Source organism: Gammaproteobacteria bacterium (assembly GCA_019748175.1).
Classification (GTDB): Bacteria; Pseudomonadota; Gammaproteobacteria; order JAIEPX01; family JAIEPX01; genus JAIEPX01.
In genome coordinates this window covers 126,916-144,621 of record JAIEPX010000002.1, presented here as the reverse complement: position 1 = coordinate 144,621, position 17,706 = coordinate 126,916, and the positions used below count along the sequence as shown (strand labels likewise).

Below are 17,706 nucleotides of genomic sequence, written 5' to 3'. Positions count from 1 at the left end.
TAAATAGGTGAAATATAGCTGTGATTTTTACTAGGTTTTTATTTTTCATAAAACATAAATCAATTTATTATTTTGGGTAACATTACGGATTTTATAAAACCGTTTATAGCGGATAATTATCTTATTACTCTGATAGGAAGTTTAGAAATGAACTGCTTTGAAATTGAAAATTTAAAGATGATTATTCTTAAAAATCAGTCTTTCCAAATAACGAGAAGGGAACTTGAGTGCCTCTACTACCTTAGCATTGGAAAATCTGCTAAACAAACTGCAGCGGCATTAGAGATATCTCAGAGAACGGTAGAATTTCACTTAAAAAATCTTAGACATAAAACAGGCGCAAGAAATCGATTACACTTATTGAGCACCCTTTCATTAATTGCTCACTATTAATCTATAGCAGATGCTGCAAAACCTAAAAATCAGCCTTGTTTTTCAGGAGATGCCATATCAGAATCAAGCATGATTTATTTTATAAATCAAATAAATCAGACCTTTAAATCATAATCAATAATGAGTGGCGCGTGATCAGAAAATTTCTGATCTTTATAAATACTGACATTTTGAATTTTCTTTTTTAATTCGGGGCTGACAATTTGATAATCGATACGCCACCCTACATTCTTTGCATACGCTTGTCCGCGATGAGACCACCAGGTGTATTGATCAGGCTCTTGATTGAGCACTCTAAAAGCATCAACAAAACCAATTTCATCAAATAATTTATCTAACCAAGCTCTCTCTTCGGGTAAAAAACCCGAATTTTTTTGATTGGTTTTCCAATTTTTGAGATCGATCGCTTTGTGTGCAATATTCCAATCGCCACATAAAATATAATGACGACCATCATGACGCTGCTTACGCAATACCTTTTCATATTGATCTAAAAAATCATACTTGACATCTTGCCGACCTTCACCACTGGTACCTGAGGGTAAGTACAGTGAGGCAATACTTAATTTACCAAAATCGAGCTGAATATAACGCCCTTCTGTATCAGAAACATCCCAACCCAGTTGAGTAATAACGTGATCAGGTTTCTTTTTAGAATATATACCGACACCACTATAGCCTTTTTTTTCAGCATCCACGAAGTAATGATGATAACCTTCTGGATAAAAATGTTGATCCTTCAAATGAATCATATGAGCTCTAACTTCTTGAACGCATATAACATCTGGTTGCTCCGCCAGCAGCCATTCAAAAAAACCTTTTCTCTGAGCAGATCGAATGCCATTTAAATTCGCTGAAACAACTTTTAACATAATATTCTCTCACTATATCCCAGATATTAAACCTAGATTCTGCAGTTGGAATCTAGGTTAAAACGGTAATTTCAAATTAGAATCTAATGAATGAAGCCATTGCCTGAATTTCGATTTTACGCTTTCTAATGCGGTTTCGTTATCAGCCTCAAACCGAAACACGATCGAAGGCGTAGTATTGGATGCGCGCACCAACCCCCACGAATCAGCAAAATCTACCCTGACCCCATCAATCGTGCATATTTTCGCATTCGGAAAATGAGCGGATTCCGCCAGTTTATCCATAAAAAGAAATTTACGTTCATCCTCAATTTTTAATTGCAATTCAGGTGTCGCTAAACTATCAGGCAATGCAGAAAAAATCTCATCAACTGAAAGCTCATTATGGCTTACAATTTCTAATAATCGAACAGCAGCATACAAGGCATCATCGAAACCAAACCAACGTTCCTTGAAAAATATATGACCGCTCATTTCTCCGGCCAATAAAGCACCTGTTTCGAGCATTTTACTTTTTATGTAAGAGTGCCCTGTTTTCCACATCAGCGGTTTACCACCGGCAGCATCGATCACATCGCCTAAATGGCGCGAACATTTAACATCATAAATAATTGATGCCCCTGGATTGCGTGACAAAATATCTTGAGAAAATAGCATTAACTGACGATCAGGCCAGATTATTTTTCCTTTTGCAGTCACAACACCTAATCGATCGCCATCCCCATCAAAGGCTAATCCAAGATCAGCACCTGTTTCTTGTACTTTTTCGATTAAAGCATCCAAATTTTCAGGACGTGAAGGATCTGGGTGGTGGTTGGGAAAATCACCGTCGACTTCACAAAATAATTCATGAACAGTACAACCTAATCGACGAAACAAAGAAGGCGCCACAGAACCGGTCACACCATTTCCAGCATCAATCACGATATTGAGTGACCTATCTAATTTTATTTTATCCACAATAAATGTTTGGTAATTTTCCACTGCATTTGAAACAAAATAAGACGGAATATTATTATTCTCAGCAGAAACACCTTCTATAATTCGCTGTCGTAGCGCACTAATAGCTTCACCAAAGAGTGTTTTTCTTCCCAATACTATTTTCAAACCATTATACTGACTAGGATTATGACTACCAGTTACCATCACACCAGAAGTAATTTTTTCATCATTATGCAGAAAAAAATACAAAACTGGCGTTGGGACTTGCAGTAAATCTACTGCAGTGACTCCAGCGTGAGTCAATCCTGTTTGTAATGCTTGAGATAATTCTGGAGAAGAATGACGACCATCACGACCCACAGCGACAAAATTTTCACCGCGCGATTTTGCTTCAGCACCAATGGCTAATCCTATTGTATAAACAATATCTGCCGTAAGATTTTCATTAACAATTCCTCGAATATCGTATGCTCGAAAAATGGTTTCTGGAATATCATTAATTATTTGATATTGCTGCAACTTATCATTTACCTGTAGATCCAAATCCACCTTCTCCTCTTTCGCTATTTTTAAATTCATCGACAATATCAAATGTCACTCGACTCACTGGCATAACAACCAATTGTGCGATACGTTCTGCAGGTTGAATTGTGTAGGATTTATCACTACGATTCCAGCAAGAAAGCATCAGAGGACCTTGATAATCTGAATCAATTAATCCCACTAAATTGCCCAACACTACACCATGTTTATGGCCCAATCCTGATCGTGGCAATATAGTCGCAGCATACCCAGGATCATTAATGTGGATTGCTAAACCGGTAGGGATTAATTTCACTTCACCGGGTGCAATTTCTAAGGGCTCATCAACACAGGCTCTTAAATCTAAGCCAGCAGATCCTGTCGTAGCATATTCTGGTAGTGGAAATTGTTCAGTACCAATACGATCGTCGAGAATTTTCAATTGAATGGTCTTTTGCACAGTATCCCCCAGTTAATGATTCTAGATATTTTGCTCAATAATGCCCTGTATTCACATTCACCAGATAACATCTTCCAGACAGAATCAAGCACTACTAACAATGTACTGATTTAGTTTTCTTAAATCAAGGCTAACCTCTGCTTTCCCACTCGATACGGTATTGACCCTAATATCCAGAAAAAGGAACATCAGGCTTCATGATTTGAGCCATTTTCAAAACTGATCCAATAACATAAGGAAATAAAAATGAAAATATCCGATATTCCTCTCAATGAACGTCCTCGAGAACGATTAATCGCCTATGGCCCTGAAGCTCTAACCGATGCTGAATTGCTTGCCATTTTTTTACGCACGGGTCGCAGAGGCACCTCATCCATTGCACTCGCCCATGAACTACTCGAACAATTCGGCGGACTCAACAACTTACTCAACGCAGACTTTGCCTCATTACGCAAAACCTCTGGACTAGGTAGTGCAAAATTTTGTCAGCTTCGCGCGGGGCTTGAACTCACTCTTCGCTACCTTCAAGAACCACTGCAACGTGGCCCTACACTCTCAACGACGATCGCCACCAAACAATTTCTAATCAGAAAAATGCGTCATCTCAAAAATGAAACTTTCGCTGTTTTATTCCTTGATAGTCACAATCGATTAATTGCTTATGAAGAATTATTTTATGGAACGGTTAATTCAGCCACTATACATCTTCGTATCATCATCGAGCGAGCACTTGCTCACCCTACCGTTGGGCTGATTTTTGCACACAATCACCCTTCCGGTGACCCATACCCAAGCCAAGCGGACAAAAATCTAACTCAGGAATTTATCAAAGCGCTTTCACCACTGGATTTAGTCGTGAAAGATCACATTATCATTGGGAATTCGAATGCATTTTCATTTGCAGAAGAAAGACTGATCACTTAAGTAAAGAAAGGGCAGAGTCTAAGCTTGATGTACTCTCCAACCCGTTTGGTTTGAGAGTACATCACGCTTAAATCTGCCCCCTTTAAAAGCAAAAAAGGGCAACGGTCAAACCGCGCCCTTTTATCAGATGAATAATAAATTATTTAATCTTGTCTTCTTTATAATCGACATGCTTACGAACTTTAGGATCATATTTTTTCAATACGATTTTTTCAGGCTTGGTGCGCTTGTTTTTCGTAGTAGTGTAATAATGACCAGTCCCAGCAGTAGAAACTAATTTAATCTTTTCACGATTAGCTGCCATTCTTTAATCCTCTCAATATTTACTTACGGCTCTCAATATCTTTGAGAACTGCGTCGATCCCTTTTTTGTCGATAGTACGTATCGCTTTAGTAGAAACACGCAGTGTGATCCACTTCTTCAAACTATCAACCCAAAAACGTCGTGTTTGCAAATTCGGTAAAAACCGTCTTTTCGTTTTTCGATTTGAGTGCGAAACATTATGCCCAGACATGGGTTTTTTGCCCGTCACTATACATACTTTTGCCATGACTTATCTCCAACACAAAGAACAGCGATTTATAGCAGAGTTCAAACCAGCAAGCAAGCTTATTCTCGCCGTTCCTAATTAATATCAATCCTACCTCAAAGACAGTACGTTTGTTACTGTCCGTTTGACTTCACACGAGCTCGTTGCTGTTGCAACGTGTAAGTCTTCAGAAGCGCTACGAAATCTTTCAAAGCCTGAATCCCAGTAGCTTCAGCCTCTTGGCACCAATTTTGCAAGCGTTCCAACATCTCCACTTGGTTGGCTGTTGTACGATGCCAAATTTCTTGAAGCTCGTTACGCAAATCATAAATTGTTTTTAACGTTGAGCCTTGAGCCAAAATCTCTTGTAACTGAGCCTGTTCTGCCGGATTTCTCTGCGCTTCGTCTTTGTTCAATAATCGACGCGCGCCACGTAAAAGCCCTTGCTGAGGTTTAGAAGCCCGTTGTTTTAGCTCACGTATCACCGGTCGAAAAACTCTACGCCAGTATTGATCGAGCACTTGAAAACGATTCCCTAACAAAGCACCCAATGTCTCGCTATCAACCACATTCTTTTTAGGATCAGAGATGATTTTAGGTATAGACCGATGCACTTTTGCTAATCCAAGGATTTCGAATAGCCGAATATAGAACCAACCAATATCAAACTCATACCATTTAACGGAGAGTTTAGCTGAGGTACCAAATGCATGGTGGTTATTGTGTAGCTCTTCCCCACCAGCAATTATTCCCCACGGCACAATATTTGTCGAAGCATCAGGACTTCCAAAATTTCGGTAGCCCCACCAATGCCCAATACCATTGATAACTCCAGCTGCCCAGAATGGAATCCAAAGCATTTGAACAACCCACATAATCAAGGCAGGCCAACCAAATATCATCAGCTCCAGAATTAATAGTGTAATTACACCTGTCAGTGGACGAGGAGCATAAAGCTTTGTTTCAAGCCAATCTTCGGGCGTTCCGCGACCAAATCGTTCCTGAGTCTCTTTCACTTTACTTTCATTACGATACAAAATGACGCCACCAAAAAATACTCTTGGCAACCCCATAACTACCGGACTGTGTGGATCGTCTTCTGTTTCCACGAAGGTGTGATGTTTACGGTGGATTGCTACCCAAGCGCGCGTACTCATACTTGTCGATAACCACAACCACATTCTAAAAAAGTGTGATAGTGCGGGATGTAAATCCAAAGCTCGGTGTGCCTGACAGCGATGCAAATAGATGGTCACACCTAATACAGTGATGTGAGTTAGGATAAGTGTAACAATTACATTACCCCAAAATGATAGAGAAACTAAGCTATGTATCATGGTACGTCTCCGTTTAGATAACAAGCCATTGTACCGCGTAAGCGATAAAAAAGATACTCTAAAGCATGAGGACTATACTAGCTACTAATTCAACCTAGATTCTGCAGTTGGGATCGTAGCGAGAGGTTCTAATGTGCTGAAGATAAACACTTTTTGAGGTGTTTTTTATTGATGGCGCACTCAACTGTACGGTGAAATAAAAAATGCTTCAAAAAGTCTTTAGATTCAGTGCATTAGGGCCTCGTAGTAGATTCCAACTGCAGAATCTAGGTTCAAGGTCAGAAGTGCAGAGGGATGCCAATCGACCCTTAAAAGGCAGTATTAATAGGGTGATCAAGAACCCGATTTACGTGTTATTAATCTCTTATACTTATTCATCAATTCATCACGACTTTCCTGAACTTCGGGATTAATGGGAATGCAATCAACAGGACACACTTGCTGGCATTGAGGCTCATCAAAATGACCAACACATTCAGTGCATTTGTTGGGATCAATCTCATAGATCTGCGCACCTTGATAAATAGCGTCGTTAGGGCATTCAGGCTCGCACACATCACAATTGATGCACTCGTCAGTGATCATCAATGCCATTAATTACCTCCCAACCCATTCAATACTTTTATAACAAATTCCGGAACAAATGACGACAGATCGCCACCGTTTCTTGCAATTTCCCGCACTAATTGTGAAGAAATAAACGCGTATTGAGGATCAGTGGGTATAAAAATCGTCTCAATATCAGAACTCATAGCTCTGTTCATAGTCGCCATCTGCAATTCATAATCAATATCCGAGGCCGACCGAAATCCGCGTAATATCAGCCTGGCGCCGTGCTGTTTAGCAAAATCAACAGCCAGTCCTGAGAAGGTCGTGACTTTCACATTATCGAAAACTTTGACAGCTTGTTGAACCAACTCTAAACGCTGCGATTCACTCAACAATGGTTGCTTTATCTGATTAACCCCCATGCCGACGATCACTTGCTCAAAGTGCTTTGATGCCCGAGCAATAATATCCACATGCCCCAACGTAATGGGATCAAAAGTACCGGTATAAACGACAACGGAATTCATCATGACACCTCGTCTTTCAACATTATCTATTCAGCGGCACCCCCCGCCTAAATTGTTATTCCTGTCATTTCAGGACCTAACTCTTTCATCAAGGAGGCCAATTTGGTGCCATCGGGCAATATCAGCTCTGGAGCGATTTCTAACAAAGGCTGCACTACAAATATGCGTTGTTTTAAACCAGGGTGCGGCACTTTTAGACGCTCTGATGAAATTTCTTCATGTCCATATAATAGCATATCCAGATCTAATGTTCGCGGACCCCAGTGAATGATGCGCTCACGTTGATGGAGCCGTTCGAGAGCTTGCAGCTCTTCCATTAATTCTTCGGCCTGCAATTTTGTCGACAATTGAACCACCGCATTAATATAATCCGGCTGATCTTGCGGCCCCATGGGTGGATTAAGATACAACTTGGATTTTGTTATTAACTGAGTTTGACGGAGTTCAGCGAGCTCATCAAATGCCCGGTGAACCTGCTGAACCGGATCTGACAGATTACTTGACAATCCAATATACGCAATTACCTGAGACATAAAATCCTCTTAACTTTTCACCACAGGATGGAAACGTCCATATTTAGCCCAACCTGGACAAAAATGGTTATTTTATCTTTTTGTAGGTGGTCGTCGTCGACGAGAACCTCGTTTTTTTGAACCATGCATTGACTGAAGCTCATTCATTAAATTTTCTTGCGATTCCTCATCAACCTGCTGAAAACGAGTCCACCAATCAACTAATGATTGAACTGAATCCCCTACACGAGCACGCAACAATAAAAAATCGTATCCTGCTCGAAAATGCTGATGATGAAAAGCTCTTAAAATGCGCATTTTTCGCGTTTGAGCTAGATGATTTTGCAACATCCAAATATCGCGTAATGTTGTTGTAGTACGCCGTGGTGAAGCAATGCGAGATACCTGTTCTTTGATCACATCGTTTTGAGCTAATTGATTTGCCACATAAAGATTATGACCCTCTTGCTCGTAAAAATGTCGGCGTTCTTGCAAAGGATGCCATAACAAAACGGCTAACATAAATGCTGGATTAATTGTTTTTCCTGCAGCTATCCTAGCGTCCGTTTCTTGCAATGCAACTTCAATAAATTTTGAAACTGACTCACCATCAGGTCCCTTCATACTACGATAAGTATGAGGGAAAATATATTTAAACAATCCGTACTGCATCAAAAATGCAAACGTTTGGACAGAAAAGCCGCTCACAATTAATTTGATAAATTCATCATACATTCTCGCAGGAGGAACATGCGATAATAAATCTGCTAATTTTTGAATAGGTACTGCAGATTGCTGTTCAATAGTAAAACCCAATTTTGCAGCAAAACGAATTGCTCGCAACATGCGCACAGGATCTTCTCGATAACGCTTCTCCGGATCTCCAATTACGCGGATTTTTTTGTTTTCTAAATCTTGCATGCCATGACAAAAATCAATTACTGAAGAATCTTCTACTCCATAAAATAAAGCATTGACTGTAAAATCGCGCCTAAAAGCATCCTCTTCCATTGTACCATAAACATTATCGTGCTCTAAAATTCCCGCGGGGGTACGGGATCGTTTTTTCTTCGATTCGGGTTCTACAGAATTTTCTTTTTCAAAATCTTCTGAAAAAATAGCTTCATTCTCTTCAATTTTGTCTAAATTATTTTCCAATTCCTCATCAGGAACATTTCCACCTTTTCCTCTAAACGTTGCAACTTCGACAATTTCTCGACCATATCGAATATGCACCAATCGAAAACGACGACCAATAATTCGACTGTTACTGAATAAACGACGAATTTGTTCGGGCGATGCATTTGTCGCAACATCAAAATCTTTGGGTTTTAGCGCTAACAATAAATCACGCACACCACCACCAACGAGGTAGGCGGAAAAGCCAGCATCGTTTAGACGATGCAACACTTTCAAAGACGCGGAACTGATATTATGCTGAGAAATATTGTGAGATGTACTTGGAATAATCTCAGCATGTGCCGAAACATTCGTGGATGATACCGCCCGCCGAGGCTTACTTACACGGGCTTTAATTGTGTGCCAAACTTTCTTCATTCGCTACAACGTTCATAAAAACTAGGATAATACCCATTTTGCTCAGATAGGGGAAGGGGTAAATCGGTAAGGGGGCAGGCCCTCTATCCCCAACAACCTGAATTGCATATAATGGCCGTTTGCTCCCTTCGTCTAGCGGTTAGGACGTCGCCCTCTCACGGCGTAAACAGGGGTTCGATTCCCCTAGGGAGCACAAAGTGAAACGGAGCCCAAAATGCCTCAATCAAAAAATGGAAAAATTACCCTGCTCGGGTATGCATGTGACCTTGGCACTTCTCAAGCAGGCGCCAAGAAAGGTCCCGAACAGATTATTAACTCTGAGTCTATGCCTCGTCTCAACAATTTAATCAGCGATTATGAATGTTTTTATCCAACAGGGCGCGCTCGCGGCATAGAGGCACTTCCTTTTCTACACGACATCAATGTACGACTTGCAACAACTACTGAAAATTTATCGCGTGCAGGCAAATATTTTGTCACATTAGGTGGTGACCACAGCTCAGCTATAGGAACTTGGAGCGGCGCTTCTTCAGGAGTAGCAAAACATGGAGATCTGGGATTAATTTGGTTCGACGCACACATGGATAGTCACACACCAGAAACAACACCTTCAGACAATATTCACGGCATGCCGCTCGCTACATTATTAGGGTATGGCGATCCTTCACTCACTTCCGTGCGTACATCAACCCCTAAAATTAAACCAGAACATCTTTGCCTCATCGGCGTGCGCTCTTATGAAGCTGAAGAAAAAAAATTACTCGAGCATCTCAATGTCCGCATTTTTTACATGGAAGAAATAAATGAACGCGGAATCGAGATTGTTTTAAGCGAAGCACTGACAATTGCCTCAACAGGAACTGCAGGATACGGGATTAGTTTTGATCTTGATGCGCTCGATCCAATTGAAGCACCGGGAGTAGGAACTCCTGAGCCAAAGGGATTATCATCAAAGCCACTTTTTAATGCATTAAAATCTTGTAATAATCATCCATCATTAATAGGACTAGAAATTGCAGAATTTAATCCTACACTCGACAAGAATCATCAAACAGAAGAAATTATTTTTGATCTTATTGAAACACTATTTTCGAAGACATAGTATTTTATTTAATTAAGGAGCAGAAAATCATGAGCACAAACGAAACAATCAACAAAGAAAAACATTACGGAGCGAATTATTATAAACCACTACCTGTTGTTATTACAAAAGGAAAAGGTATTCACGTTTGGGATGAAGAGGGAAAAAAATATATCGATTGTATGAGTGCTTATTCCGCATTATCACATGGCCACTGCCATCCAAAATTGGTTGAAAAAATTCAACAGCAAGTAGAACAATTAACACTTACTTCACGCGCGTTTTATTCACCCACTTTAGGAAAATTTTTGCAGCGAGCCTGCGAACTTACGAACTATTTTGGTGGATGCCCACTTAATTCAGGCGCAGAAGCGGTCGAAGTTGCGATTAAAGCAGTACGAAAATGGGCTTATACTGTAAAAGGTGTTCCTGACAATAAAGCTGAAATCATTGTCTGTAACAATAATTTTCACGGCCGAACAACCACCATCATTAGTTTCTCTTCAGAACCACAATATTACGAACACTTTGGCCCACTCACTCCGGGATTTAAATTAATTCCTTATGGTGATCCAAAATCGCTTGAAAAAGCGATTAACAAAAATACTGCGGCTTTTCTCGTTGAGCCTATTCAAGGCGAAGCAGGAATTATTGTTCCGCCTGCAGGCTATCTCGCAGAATGCGCAAAAATTTGTCGTGAAAACAACGTGCTCATGATTTGCGATGAAATACAAACCGGACTTGGGCGCACAGGTAAATTGCTAGCTTGTCAGCATGAAAATGTTCAACCTGATGGAATACTTTTAGGCAAAGCACTGGGTGGCGGAATGTTGCCCGTCTCATTATTTTTAGCCAACAAAAATATTCTTGACGTTTTCAATCCGGGCGATCATGGCAGTACTTTTGGTGGCAACGAACTCTCAGCGAATATTGGTCTGACCGCGCTGAATATTATTGTAGAAGAAAAATTTTCAGAAAATTCGGCAGCAATGGGCGATCGATTAATGCAACATTTAAAGCAAATCAACTCTCCAATCATTAAAGATATTCGCGGAAAAGGACTATTAATTGGGATTGAAATAGATCCAAAATATCATGCAGCACGCGATGTCTGTCTTGCGCTCTTGGAAAATGGGCTCCTCAGCAAAGAAACCCATGAAACCGTGGTTCGACTCGCTCCCCCCCTAATCATAACTTCCGATCAAATTGATGAAGTCGCCCAGATCATGCAAAAAACGATTATCCAGCTCACTCCCTAACAGGTATGGACAATTTCCTACAAACTTATGAGCTAAGTCCGACAGCCTTTGCCCATAAAATTTGGTAAAATTAAACCGTTAGCGGGATTGTATAGACTGAAAAATAACACGGGGATAAAACATGTTTGCTGATTTACCAGAGCCATTGCAGGAAAAAGTGAAAGAATACCTGGTCGAAAATAACTTCCCAGCAGCCAAAACTCTGTACGATGAATACCACCGTCAACAAGCATCCGCTGATGATTCTAGCATGGATGCCCCTCCAACAGCGACGGCGTCGCGTCTTGAGTTGTGATAGACCTCTCTAGATCGATATCAAAATTAAGCAATAATATTCACAATTAAATAATTAAATGGTGAATATCTAATTAACCAGATTGTTGACCATCAAAAAATTGATCCCGTGTTTTGATACTATGATCATAAAGTGTGGGCTATTTATTATGTACCACTAGGTGACAGTCCACTTGACTCAGTTAGGCTAGATGTTAAGATCTAATATCATGATAACTGGCGGAAATTCTATGGCAAAATCAGATAAACCTTTTAAATTCGAAGATGCTCTCGACGAGCTGAATCAACTGGTCAACAAAATGGAATCAGGCGATGTCAGCCTTGAAGATGCTCTCAAACATTTTGAACGAGGCATTCAACTGACTCGTCAATGTCAACAAGCCTTACAAGAAGCTGAACAAAAAATTAGTGTACTCACCGAAAAAAATGGTAAAGAATCTCTAGAACCGTACGAACAAAAAAATGACGATTGATCACATCCATGCAGCACACTAATTTCAGCCAAAATCGAATCGAACGAATCAATAAACGACTCGATGAAATTCTCCCTGCAGTCGATGAAAATCCACAACACCTACATCGCGCCATGCGTTACGCAACACAATTGGGTGGGAAACGCATTCGGCCACTTCTCGTTTATGCAACAGGTGATGGATTAAACGCTCCGCTAACACAACTTGATCTTGCTGCGTGTGCGGTAGAATTAATTCACGCTTACTCACTGGTGCACGACGACCTTCCTGCGATGGATAACGACGATATGCGCCGTGGCCAACCCAGTTGTCACAAAGCTTTCGATGAAGCCACTGCAATTTTAGTGGGTGATGCCTTGCAAAGTTTGGCCTTTGAAATTCTGAGTGAAAGCAATGGACCACATCAATTAAAAATGATTCAAGTTTTAGCAAAAGCCTCCGGATCTCGTGGCATGGTGGGCGGACAAAGTTTAGATTTAATTGCTATCAATAAAACATTATCTCATGATGAAATAAAAAATATTCATCACTTAAAAACCGGCGCTTTAATTGTAGCGAGCATTCAGTTGGGCGCACTCTCTTCACCAGAATGCGACCCATCATTATTTAATCAACTCTCCGAATTTGCGGAACATCTTGGATTAGCGTATCAGATTCAGGATGATATCTTTGACTATCGAGAGGAAAATACGGAAACAAATCAACCTTGCTTTGTTTCCTCACTTGGCCTTGAAAAAGCTCATCATTTACTAAAAGATCTTAACGAAATAATTCACAGTCATCTATCTTCACTGATTCCTTCAATGCCAGAATTAGAAGCGATTTTTCTCACCATCACTAATCGAAAAAACTAAAGGTGTCGTATGTTTTCAAAAATAAATCTTTTCGCATTTTTATTGGCGGTTACTCTCGTTGTAGTTACGACTGCAACCTTTGCTGCCCAGCCACAAACTCCAATTGTTTCAGCGTTCCGTGATTTCAGTCACGACAACACAGTTGATATTTCAGGATACTACCTCCCCAAACAGAAGATTAAGATCGGCAAGTTCCAGCTCCACAATCTCAGCGTAGGAGATTTGCATGAGCTCAAATCATGGGAATCCGGCAAGAACCGCTCTACAACTTATGCGCCAGTAATGTTTATTTTTGAGGATTTAAGCAGCAAACGGATTCAGACCGAAATAGGCGAAGCGTACTCCAACCAGCCCCGTGTTCTGCCCTCCACCTACAGCATCAAAGGCAATACGATAACTTTCAGTGGAATGAACAAGCAAGTTGGGCGCGTGACCTTCAAAGGCACGCTGGATATTAAGAAGCTTTCGATGATTCAGACTAACAATACCCTAGATGCTGATCAGATTATCCTCAGAGGTAATTTAACGATTGCAGGAAAAAGATTTAAAGACTTTACCTTCAGCTGGTGGGAAGGCGATTAACAACATAGTCCCGTTTGAATAATGGAGCTAAACACAACTTTAAGCCTGAATTAGAGTGTCTATTCACCTAATATCAATTTTGAGAATCCTCTCACAACTCAAAACGCGACGCCCTTGCCATTTCCACTTCCATATTTATCGGAGGCAGCTCGCTTTTGCTCAGCAGCTGATCAAGTCGCTTCATCGTGCGATAAACTCGATTGGGCACTTGGAACTGAAGTGGCGAACCGACCTTAAAACGAATCGCATCTATACCCAATTCGCCTTTAACAATCCCTAGTATTTTTTTATAGGTGTTCAGGGTAATCTCTGCTTTAGGCACAGTAGCCACATCAACGAAATAATCATTGAGAACACTGAGCAACTTTTCATGATATTCGCTCACTTTATCATGACTGTCGAAAAGGGAAATTATGTATCGGCTCAATTTATTTTCATCAAAAAAACTGGCGACATTAGGCCATCTTTCTTTATTGCTCTGAAAAGTAGCCGTTGCTTGCAACGCAATTAACAAGCAAATGAGTGTAAAATGCCTTATCAAGGTAGTGCCTAGGCAGCCAATTAATTTTTTTTCGACGACTAAATCCCCAAAAGCATAGAAGTGAAACGCCGTATAAAAGCTCCAATGATACTCAGGAGTAGCATATTTGTTTTTATCAATTCTATCGAGAAATTCTAACAGGAGGTTTTTCCTGGAAATGATAGCCGCTTTTCTCACATGTTCCGCTGTCAGCTCTATATTATTTTCCATCATTGCGAGAATTTCTGTATCTGATTGGCACGATTCTAATGCAGCAAGAGCGATTTTTTCTTTAACTTGCTGATCATATGAAGGGTTATTGACCAAATTAAGAACGATATCCATACGCTTATTTGAAAATGCATGCTTGAATAATGGTACCACCAATTCCTCAGATACGGTGGGCCCAAGCTCATACAGTAATAGTGATTTAGAAGGACTTTCTACACTCAATGCGCAACTGAATTCTTTATCTAACGCATTTTTCCATGCCACCACCCATTCAAGGCGGTTCATAAAAAAGTCTATCATGTGAGTTGGCCTACTCTCAAACATTGTAGTATCAGGCATAGTAAAATTAAGCCTAACGATTTCTTGAACTAAAGAAACAGTATCGCATGATAGTTTATCAAAAATCATTTTGAACACACTATCTCTAATATTACCATTATAGATAAGACGTCTGGTACTTAAAGTCAAATCTTGCAGGATATGATTAACAATAAAATCATCCTGGCTATATAGAGAATCTTCGCTCAGATCAAAACCAGATAAATCCGTGATATAGCGAAACAAAGATGGCTCTCTACACTCCAACAGCCACTTAACAATCGGCGGAAAAATAGCCTTATATGCAAAGGAAAGCGATTGTGCGATCTCGATAAAATATGGCATTATGATCAGTAAGGCAGCGGTGAAATCATCATGATTTTTAGCTAATGGTCTGTAATTAAATAAACCCATCATTAATCTAGTTGAAGAGCTTTTCTGATCGATTGGCTGTGCAAGCAATTGGTACTCGTAACAATATTTGAGCAAGATTTTCTCAGCCATTTGATTTTTACCAACCACCAAGAGCTCCAACACCCGTCGGCAGACGCTCACTGCTATATTCGCAGGATCAATCAACGTAACATCAGGAAAATTTGCTTCGAGTAATAATACAGCCTCCTGATTGCCTTTTTCATGCGCAAGAGTTAGAGCAAGTGCGTATCGCGCAAATGAAAACTGATCGTGATAGCTTTTTTCATGCTCGATCAATTGGGGCAACAAAGTATTATCGTCTCTTTCTATGACATACCAGAGTGTAGAGTGCAGCGCATATGATTTCTTATAATGCCTGCGCCAATTTGGCTTTGCACCGGCTTGTAATAATAATTTCGCAACTCCAAAGTCCCCCTGGCTCAGTGCTTGCAACAGTGCGTACCCGTAATCAGATTTATCCTCTGCATCGGTAGGATAATCCGTGAAAAGCATCACCAATTCATGATTTACGGCAAACATAATGGGAGAGCCTCCATCTTTTCGAGCGGTATCTGCGCCCATCTTTAGTAAATACTTAGCAGTAACTAACTCTCCCGATCGACATGCGATGACCAATAAGCTTCCTAATAGGACCGGACTCAGCACTGGGTACTCTTTTAGGCAAAGATTAACGACTACCCATGAACCAAAATTAGCTGCATAAAGTAGAAAAGTATCAAGACCGAAGTAGCTTAAATGTCGAGGATTACCCGTCTTTATTACAATCTGAGCTAAATCAGCATTATTGAGTTGCAAGGACATTTTGTCCGAGTTTGTGGCAGCGATAAACCGCTCAGCCAGATCAAATTCTTCAGCACATATCAATTTTGAAATCACCGGATCATTTTTTTTAACTAGATCTTTTTTTACTAGAAGACGGACCATCTCATCGCATACACTCAGTTTTTCAGAATCATTTATATTAACACTGCTGTTGCGTGTAACTCGCAATAAGCGTGACAACATACGCACATAGCCCTTATTTATCATTTGAAGAGGCAATATCACACACTCTTCCAAAAATAACGAACTTATGGCATCTTCTGGCAATTCCAAGAGAAGCTCGTAGTCCTGAGACTTAAAACCTTGGCTAAAACGAATATCTTGATATCTTTGTAACGCTTGTTCTCGATCTTTTTTTCGCATTTCATCGGTATACAATTTTACTTGATATTTAGGGCGCTTCTCTGTATCAATATCATTGTTTTTTGATTTTGGAATATAAAAAATAATAGGTATTTTAAAATGAGGATTTACCTTAACGCCTTTCTTTACTGCATAGGCTTTATAGTGATCTAATAATTCCTGCGCAAAATTGCAGGCTAATAATCTAGCTTCTAGTGATTCAGAACAAATGCTCACTACAGTGCGGTAAGGGTTGAACCGTAAGCGAGCGAGAACTTCATTTGTTTTGCTACTACTCAACCTCGCAATTTTGTTTCTAGCCTTAAATTCAGCCAGTTTTTGTATTGGATAAAATTCATTTTTTACATACGCATTATACGCTCGACTAGACATTGCGGATTTCTCATCTTCATGGTCAAAGAGTCGCACCACAGTCCCAGAATCTTCAAGCATTAGCCGTGTAATCAAAGCATCTTGAGGACTTGTTATTATCCCATAAAGTTTTGTATTTCTACTTTTAGAAAAACCGAAAGCGGAGCTTAACCCATCATCATCAATAAGCGTACAAGACTGCGCTTGCGAAAAACATTTTTTCTCTTCAGGCTGATACAATGGTTTTTTATGAACTCTCGGGATGACACAACCTTCAGGAGTGATCGTGTAGGGCTGTCGATTATTAGGGCGAAGATTATGAAGACGTCTACTTTCATTCTCACCTGGTATAATTCCCAAGATAAATTGATAGCTAAAATCAAATTCATCCGCCCGCAATGTTTTTAATAAAGAATCTTCAATACACCAACTAGATAATTTTCCAGTTGAATCCATTGTATACTGATTCCAAAAAAAATACTGCTCAGTCGTCAGCAGCACTTCATCAAAGAACAATTGAGGGTATGTTGTCTCTTGCAGTGGCAGAATATGATTGAGAAAATCAAAAAATGCACTTGAATAATCACATTGTTCTTTAAATACGACTTTGCAAACAAGATCACCAGAGCCGAAATGACGAACAGAATTTGCCGAAAAAATAGTGGTAATATGGGAGTATAAATGGTCGCCCTCAGGAGTGTGTGTGCTCAGATAGGGGATGACATGACACCACATTAAAGTGACTTGCTCACCATCAAAAATGACATCCGTGCCAATATATTCTATTGATTTACTGATGAGTCTGCGAATGATACCTACTTTGTCGGAATCGGCAGCTTTTGCCCCCACTATTTGGCTTAGGCACCCATTCAGCACTTCTATAATATTATCGACCACAACGCTTCTCTACTATGGGTAGGTACAGTATAGTTTCTCTAATCTTTTGCGCACTCTCAGTGACATTTAACGTCTTCATGGCCTACTATGGAAAATAATAG

Annotated in this window: 19 protein-coding genes and 1 tRNA gene; 9 read left to right on the top strand and 11 right to left on the bottom strand. The window is 40.1% G+C overall.

Annotation, left to right across the window (positions count from 1 at the left end; all coding sequences use genetic code 11):
- The first annotated feature begins 147 nt into the window (after positions 1-147).
- Positions 148-393 carry a helix-turn-helix transcriptional regulator gene (locus tag K2X50_00935; GenBank protein ID MBX9585797.1) on the top strand — a complete coding sequence of 82 codons (246 nt, stop codon included), beginning with the start codon at positions 148-150 and terminating at the stop codon, positions 391-393.
- 95 nt (positions 394-488) lie between these two features.
- Here K2X50_00935 and xth read toward each other — a convergent pair whose 3' ends face one another.
- Genes xth through dut form a run of 3 tightly spaced genes read right to left on the bottom strand, consistent with a single transcriptional unit; the run spans position 489 to position 3,189 of the window.
- A complete protein-coding gene (xth, locus tag K2X50_00930) occupies positions 489-1,265 on the bottom strand; it encodes an exodeoxyribonuclease III (GenBank protein MBX9585796.1) in 777 nt (258 codons plus the stop codon).
- A 57-nt stretch (positions 1,266-1,322) separates the two neighbouring features.
- Positions 1,323-2,786: a phosphomannomutase/phosphoglucomutase gene (locus K2X50_00925; protein MBX9585795.1), complete on the bottom strand. Its 1,464-nt coding sequence runs from the start codon at positions 2,784-2,786 to the stop codon at positions 1,323-1,325.
- Positions 2,731-3,189 (bottom strand): dUTP diphosphatase, encoded by a 459-nt coding sequence (gene dut, locus K2X50_00920; protein MBX9585794.1) that lies wholly within the window; start codon positions 3,187-3,189, stop codon positions 2,731-2,733. Before dut ends, K2X50_00925 begins: the two co-directional genes overlap by 56 nt.
- A 246-nt stretch (positions 3,190-3,435) precedes the next feature.
- On the opposite strand from dut, the gene radC reads away from it, so the two are divergent.
- Positions 3,436-4,113: a DNA repair protein RadC gene (gene radC, locus K2X50_00915; protein ID MBX9585793.1), complete on the top strand. Its 678-nt coding sequence runs from the start codon at positions 3,436-3,438 to the stop codon at positions 4,111-4,113.
- A 139-nt stretch (positions 4,114-4,252) separates the two neighbouring features.
- Here radC and rpmG read toward each other — a convergent pair whose 3' ends face one another.
- From rpmG to pcnB, 7 genes are all read right to left on the bottom strand, one after another.
- Positions 4,253-4,417 carry a 50S ribosomal protein L33 gene (gene rpmG / locus K2X50_00910; protein MBX9585792.1) on the bottom strand — a complete coding sequence of 55 codons (165 nt, stop codon included), beginning with the start codon at positions 4,415-4,417 and terminating at the stop codon, positions 4,253-4,255.
- A 19-nt stretch (positions 4,418-4,436) separates the two neighbouring features.
- Complete coding sequence (gene rpmB / locus K2X50_00905; protein MBX9585791.1) at positions 4,437-4,664, bottom strand: 50S ribosomal protein L28; 228 nt, start codon at positions 4,662-4,664, stop codon at positions 4,437-4,439.
- 113 nt (positions 4,665-4,777) lie between these two features.
- Positions 4,778-5,980: a fatty acid desaturase gene (locus K2X50_00900; protein ID MBX9585790.1), complete on the bottom strand. Its 1,203-nt coding sequence runs from the start codon at positions 5,978-5,980 to the stop codon at positions 4,778-4,780.
- A 333-nt stretch (positions 5,981-6,313) separates the two neighbouring features.
- Positions 6,314-6,574 (bottom strand): YfhL family 4Fe-4S dicluster ferredoxin, encoded by a 261-nt coding sequence (locus tag K2X50_00895; GenBank protein MBX9585789.1) that lies wholly within the window; start codon positions 6,572-6,574, stop codon positions 6,314-6,316.
- A complete protein-coding gene (gene coaD / locus K2X50_00890) occupies positions 6,574-7,056 on the bottom strand; it encodes a pantetheine-phosphate adenylyltransferase (GenBank protein MBX9585788.1) in 483 nt (160 codons plus the stop codon). Before coaD ends, K2X50_00895 begins: the two co-directional genes overlap by 1 nt.
- Before the next feature lie 47 nt (positions 7,057-7,103).
- Complete coding sequence (gene folK / locus K2X50_00885) at positions 7,104-7,589, bottom strand: 2-amino-4-hydroxy-6-hydroxymethyldihydropteridine diphosphokinase (protein ID MBX9585787.1); 486 nt, start codon at positions 7,587-7,589, stop codon at positions 7,104-7,106.
- A gap of 72 nt (positions 7,590-7,661) precedes the next feature.
- Positions 7,662-9,125, bottom strand: a complete 1,464-nt coding sequence (gene pcnB, locus K2X50_00880) for a polynucleotide adenylyltransferase PcnB (GenBank protein MBX9585786.1) — start codon at positions 9,123-9,125, stop codon at positions 7,662-7,664.
- A 121-nt stretch (positions 9,126-9,246) separates the two neighbouring features.
- Here pcnB and K2X50_00875 point away from each other — a divergent pair.
- From K2X50_00875 to K2X50_00845, 7 genes are all read left to right on the top strand, one after another.
- Positions 9,247-9,318: transfer RNA gene (locus K2X50_00875), tRNA-Glu, on the top strand.
- 21 nt (positions 9,319-9,339) lie between these two features.
- Positions 9,340-10,227, top strand: a complete 888-nt coding sequence (locus K2X50_00870) for an arginase (protein ID MBX9585785.1) — start codon at positions 9,340-9,342, stop codon at positions 10,225-10,227.
- A gap of 29 nt (positions 10,228-10,256) precedes the next feature.
- Positions 10,257-11,465: an ornithine--oxo-acid transaminase gene (gene rocD / locus K2X50_00865; protein ID MBX9585784.1), complete on the top strand. Its 1,209-nt coding sequence runs from the start codon at positions 10,257-10,259 to the stop codon at positions 11,463-11,465.
- A 121-nt stretch (positions 11,466-11,586) separates the two neighbouring features.
- Positions 11,587-11,760, top strand: coding sequence for a hypothetical protein (locus K2X50_00860; protein MBX9585783.1), 174 nt, complete (start codon positions 11,587-11,589; stop codon positions 11,758-11,760).
- Between the two features lie 229 nt (positions 11,761-11,989).
- Entirely contained in the window at positions 11,990-12,232 is a 243-nt protein-coding gene (locus tag K2X50_00855) for an exodeoxyribonuclease VII small subunit (GenBank protein ID MBX9585782.1), read from the top strand.
- 8 nt (positions 12,233-12,240) lie between these two features.
- Positions 12,241-13,086 carry a polyprenyl synthetase family protein gene (locus tag K2X50_00850; protein MBX9585781.1) on the top strand — a complete coding sequence of 282 codons (846 nt, stop codon included), beginning with the start codon at positions 12,241-12,243 and terminating at the stop codon, positions 13,084-13,086.
- A 9-nt stretch (positions 13,087-13,095) separates the two neighbouring features.
- Positions 13,096-13,668: a hypothetical protein gene (locus K2X50_00845; protein ID MBX9585780.1), complete on the top strand. Its 573-nt coding sequence runs from the start codon at positions 13,096-13,098 to the stop codon at positions 13,666-13,668.
- A 91-nt stretch (positions 13,669-13,759) separates the two neighbouring features.
- Here the strand turns inward: K2X50_00845 and K2X50_00840 are convergent, their stop codons facing one another.
- Positions 13,760-17,605 carry an ankyrin repeat domain-containing protein gene (locus K2X50_00840; GenBank protein MBX9585779.1) on the bottom strand — a complete coding sequence of 1,282 codons (3,846 nt, stop codon included), beginning with the start codon at positions 17,603-17,605 and terminating at the stop codon, positions 13,760-13,762.
- Between the last annotated feature and the right edge of the window lie 101 nt (positions 17,606-17,706).

Bases quoted from the DNA above. Each gene is read 5' to 3' on its own strand.
- K2X50_00935 (MBX9585797.1), top strand. From the start codon at position 148: ATGAACTGCTTTGAAATTGAAAATTTAAAGATGATTATTCTTAAAAAT.
- xth (MBX9585796.1), bottom strand. From the start codon at position 1,265: ATGTTAAAAGTTGTTTCAGCGAATTTAAATGGCATTCGATCTGCTCAG.
- K2X50_00925 (MBX9585795.1), bottom strand. From the start codon at position 2,786: ATGAATTTAAAAATAGCGAAAGAGGAGAAGGTGGATTTGGATCTACAG.
- radC (MBX9585793.1), top strand. From the start codon at position 3,436: ATGAAAATATCCGATATTCCTCTCAATGAACGTCCTCGAGAACGATTA.
- rpmG (MBX9585792.1), bottom strand. From the start codon at position 4,417: ATGGCAGCTAATCGTGAAAAGATTAAATTAGTTTCTACTGCTGGGACT.
- rpmB (MBX9585791.1), bottom strand. From the start codon at position 4,664: ATGGCAAAAGTATGTATAGTGACGGGCAAAAAACCCATGTCTGGGCAT.
- K2X50_00900 (MBX9585790.1), bottom strand. From the start codon at position 5,980: ATGATACATAGCTTAGTTTCTCTATCATTTTGGGGTAATGTAATTGTT.
- K2X50_00895 (MBX9585789.1), bottom strand. From the start codon at position 6,574: ATGGCATTGATGATCACTGACGAGTGCATCAATTGTGATGTGTGCGAG.
- coaD (MBX9585788.1), bottom strand. From the start codon at position 7,056: ATGAATTCCGTTGTCGTTTATACCGGTACTTTTGATCCCATTACGTTG.
- folK (MBX9585787.1), bottom strand. From the start codon at position 7,589: ATGTCTCAGGTAATTGCGTATATTGGATTGTCAAGTAATCTGTCAGAT.
- pcnB (MBX9585786.1), bottom strand. From the start codon at position 9,125: ATGAAGAAAGTTTGGCACACAATTAAAGCCCGTGTAAGTAAGCCTCGG.
- K2X50_00870 (MBX9585785.1), top strand. From the start codon at position 9,340: ATGCCTCAATCAAAAAATGGAAAAATTACCCTGCTCGGGTATGCATGT.
- rocD (MBX9585784.1), top strand. From the start codon at position 10,257: ATGAGCACAAACGAAACAATCAACAAAGAAAAACATTACGGAGCGAAT.
- K2X50_00860 (MBX9585783.1), top strand. From the start codon at position 11,587: ATGTTTGCTGATTTACCAGAGCCATTGCAGGAAAAAGTGAAAGAATAC.
- K2X50_00855 (MBX9585782.1), top strand. From the start codon at position 11,990: ATGGCAAAATCAGATAAACCTTTTAAATTCGAAGATGCTCTCGACGAG.
- K2X50_00850 (MBX9585781.1), top strand. From the start codon at position 12,241: ATGCAGCACACTAATTTCAGCCAAAATCGAATCGAACGAATCAATAAA.
- K2X50_00845 (MBX9585780.1), top strand. From the start codon at position 13,096: ATGTTTTCAAAAATAAATCTTTTCGCATTTTTATTGGCGGTTACTCTC.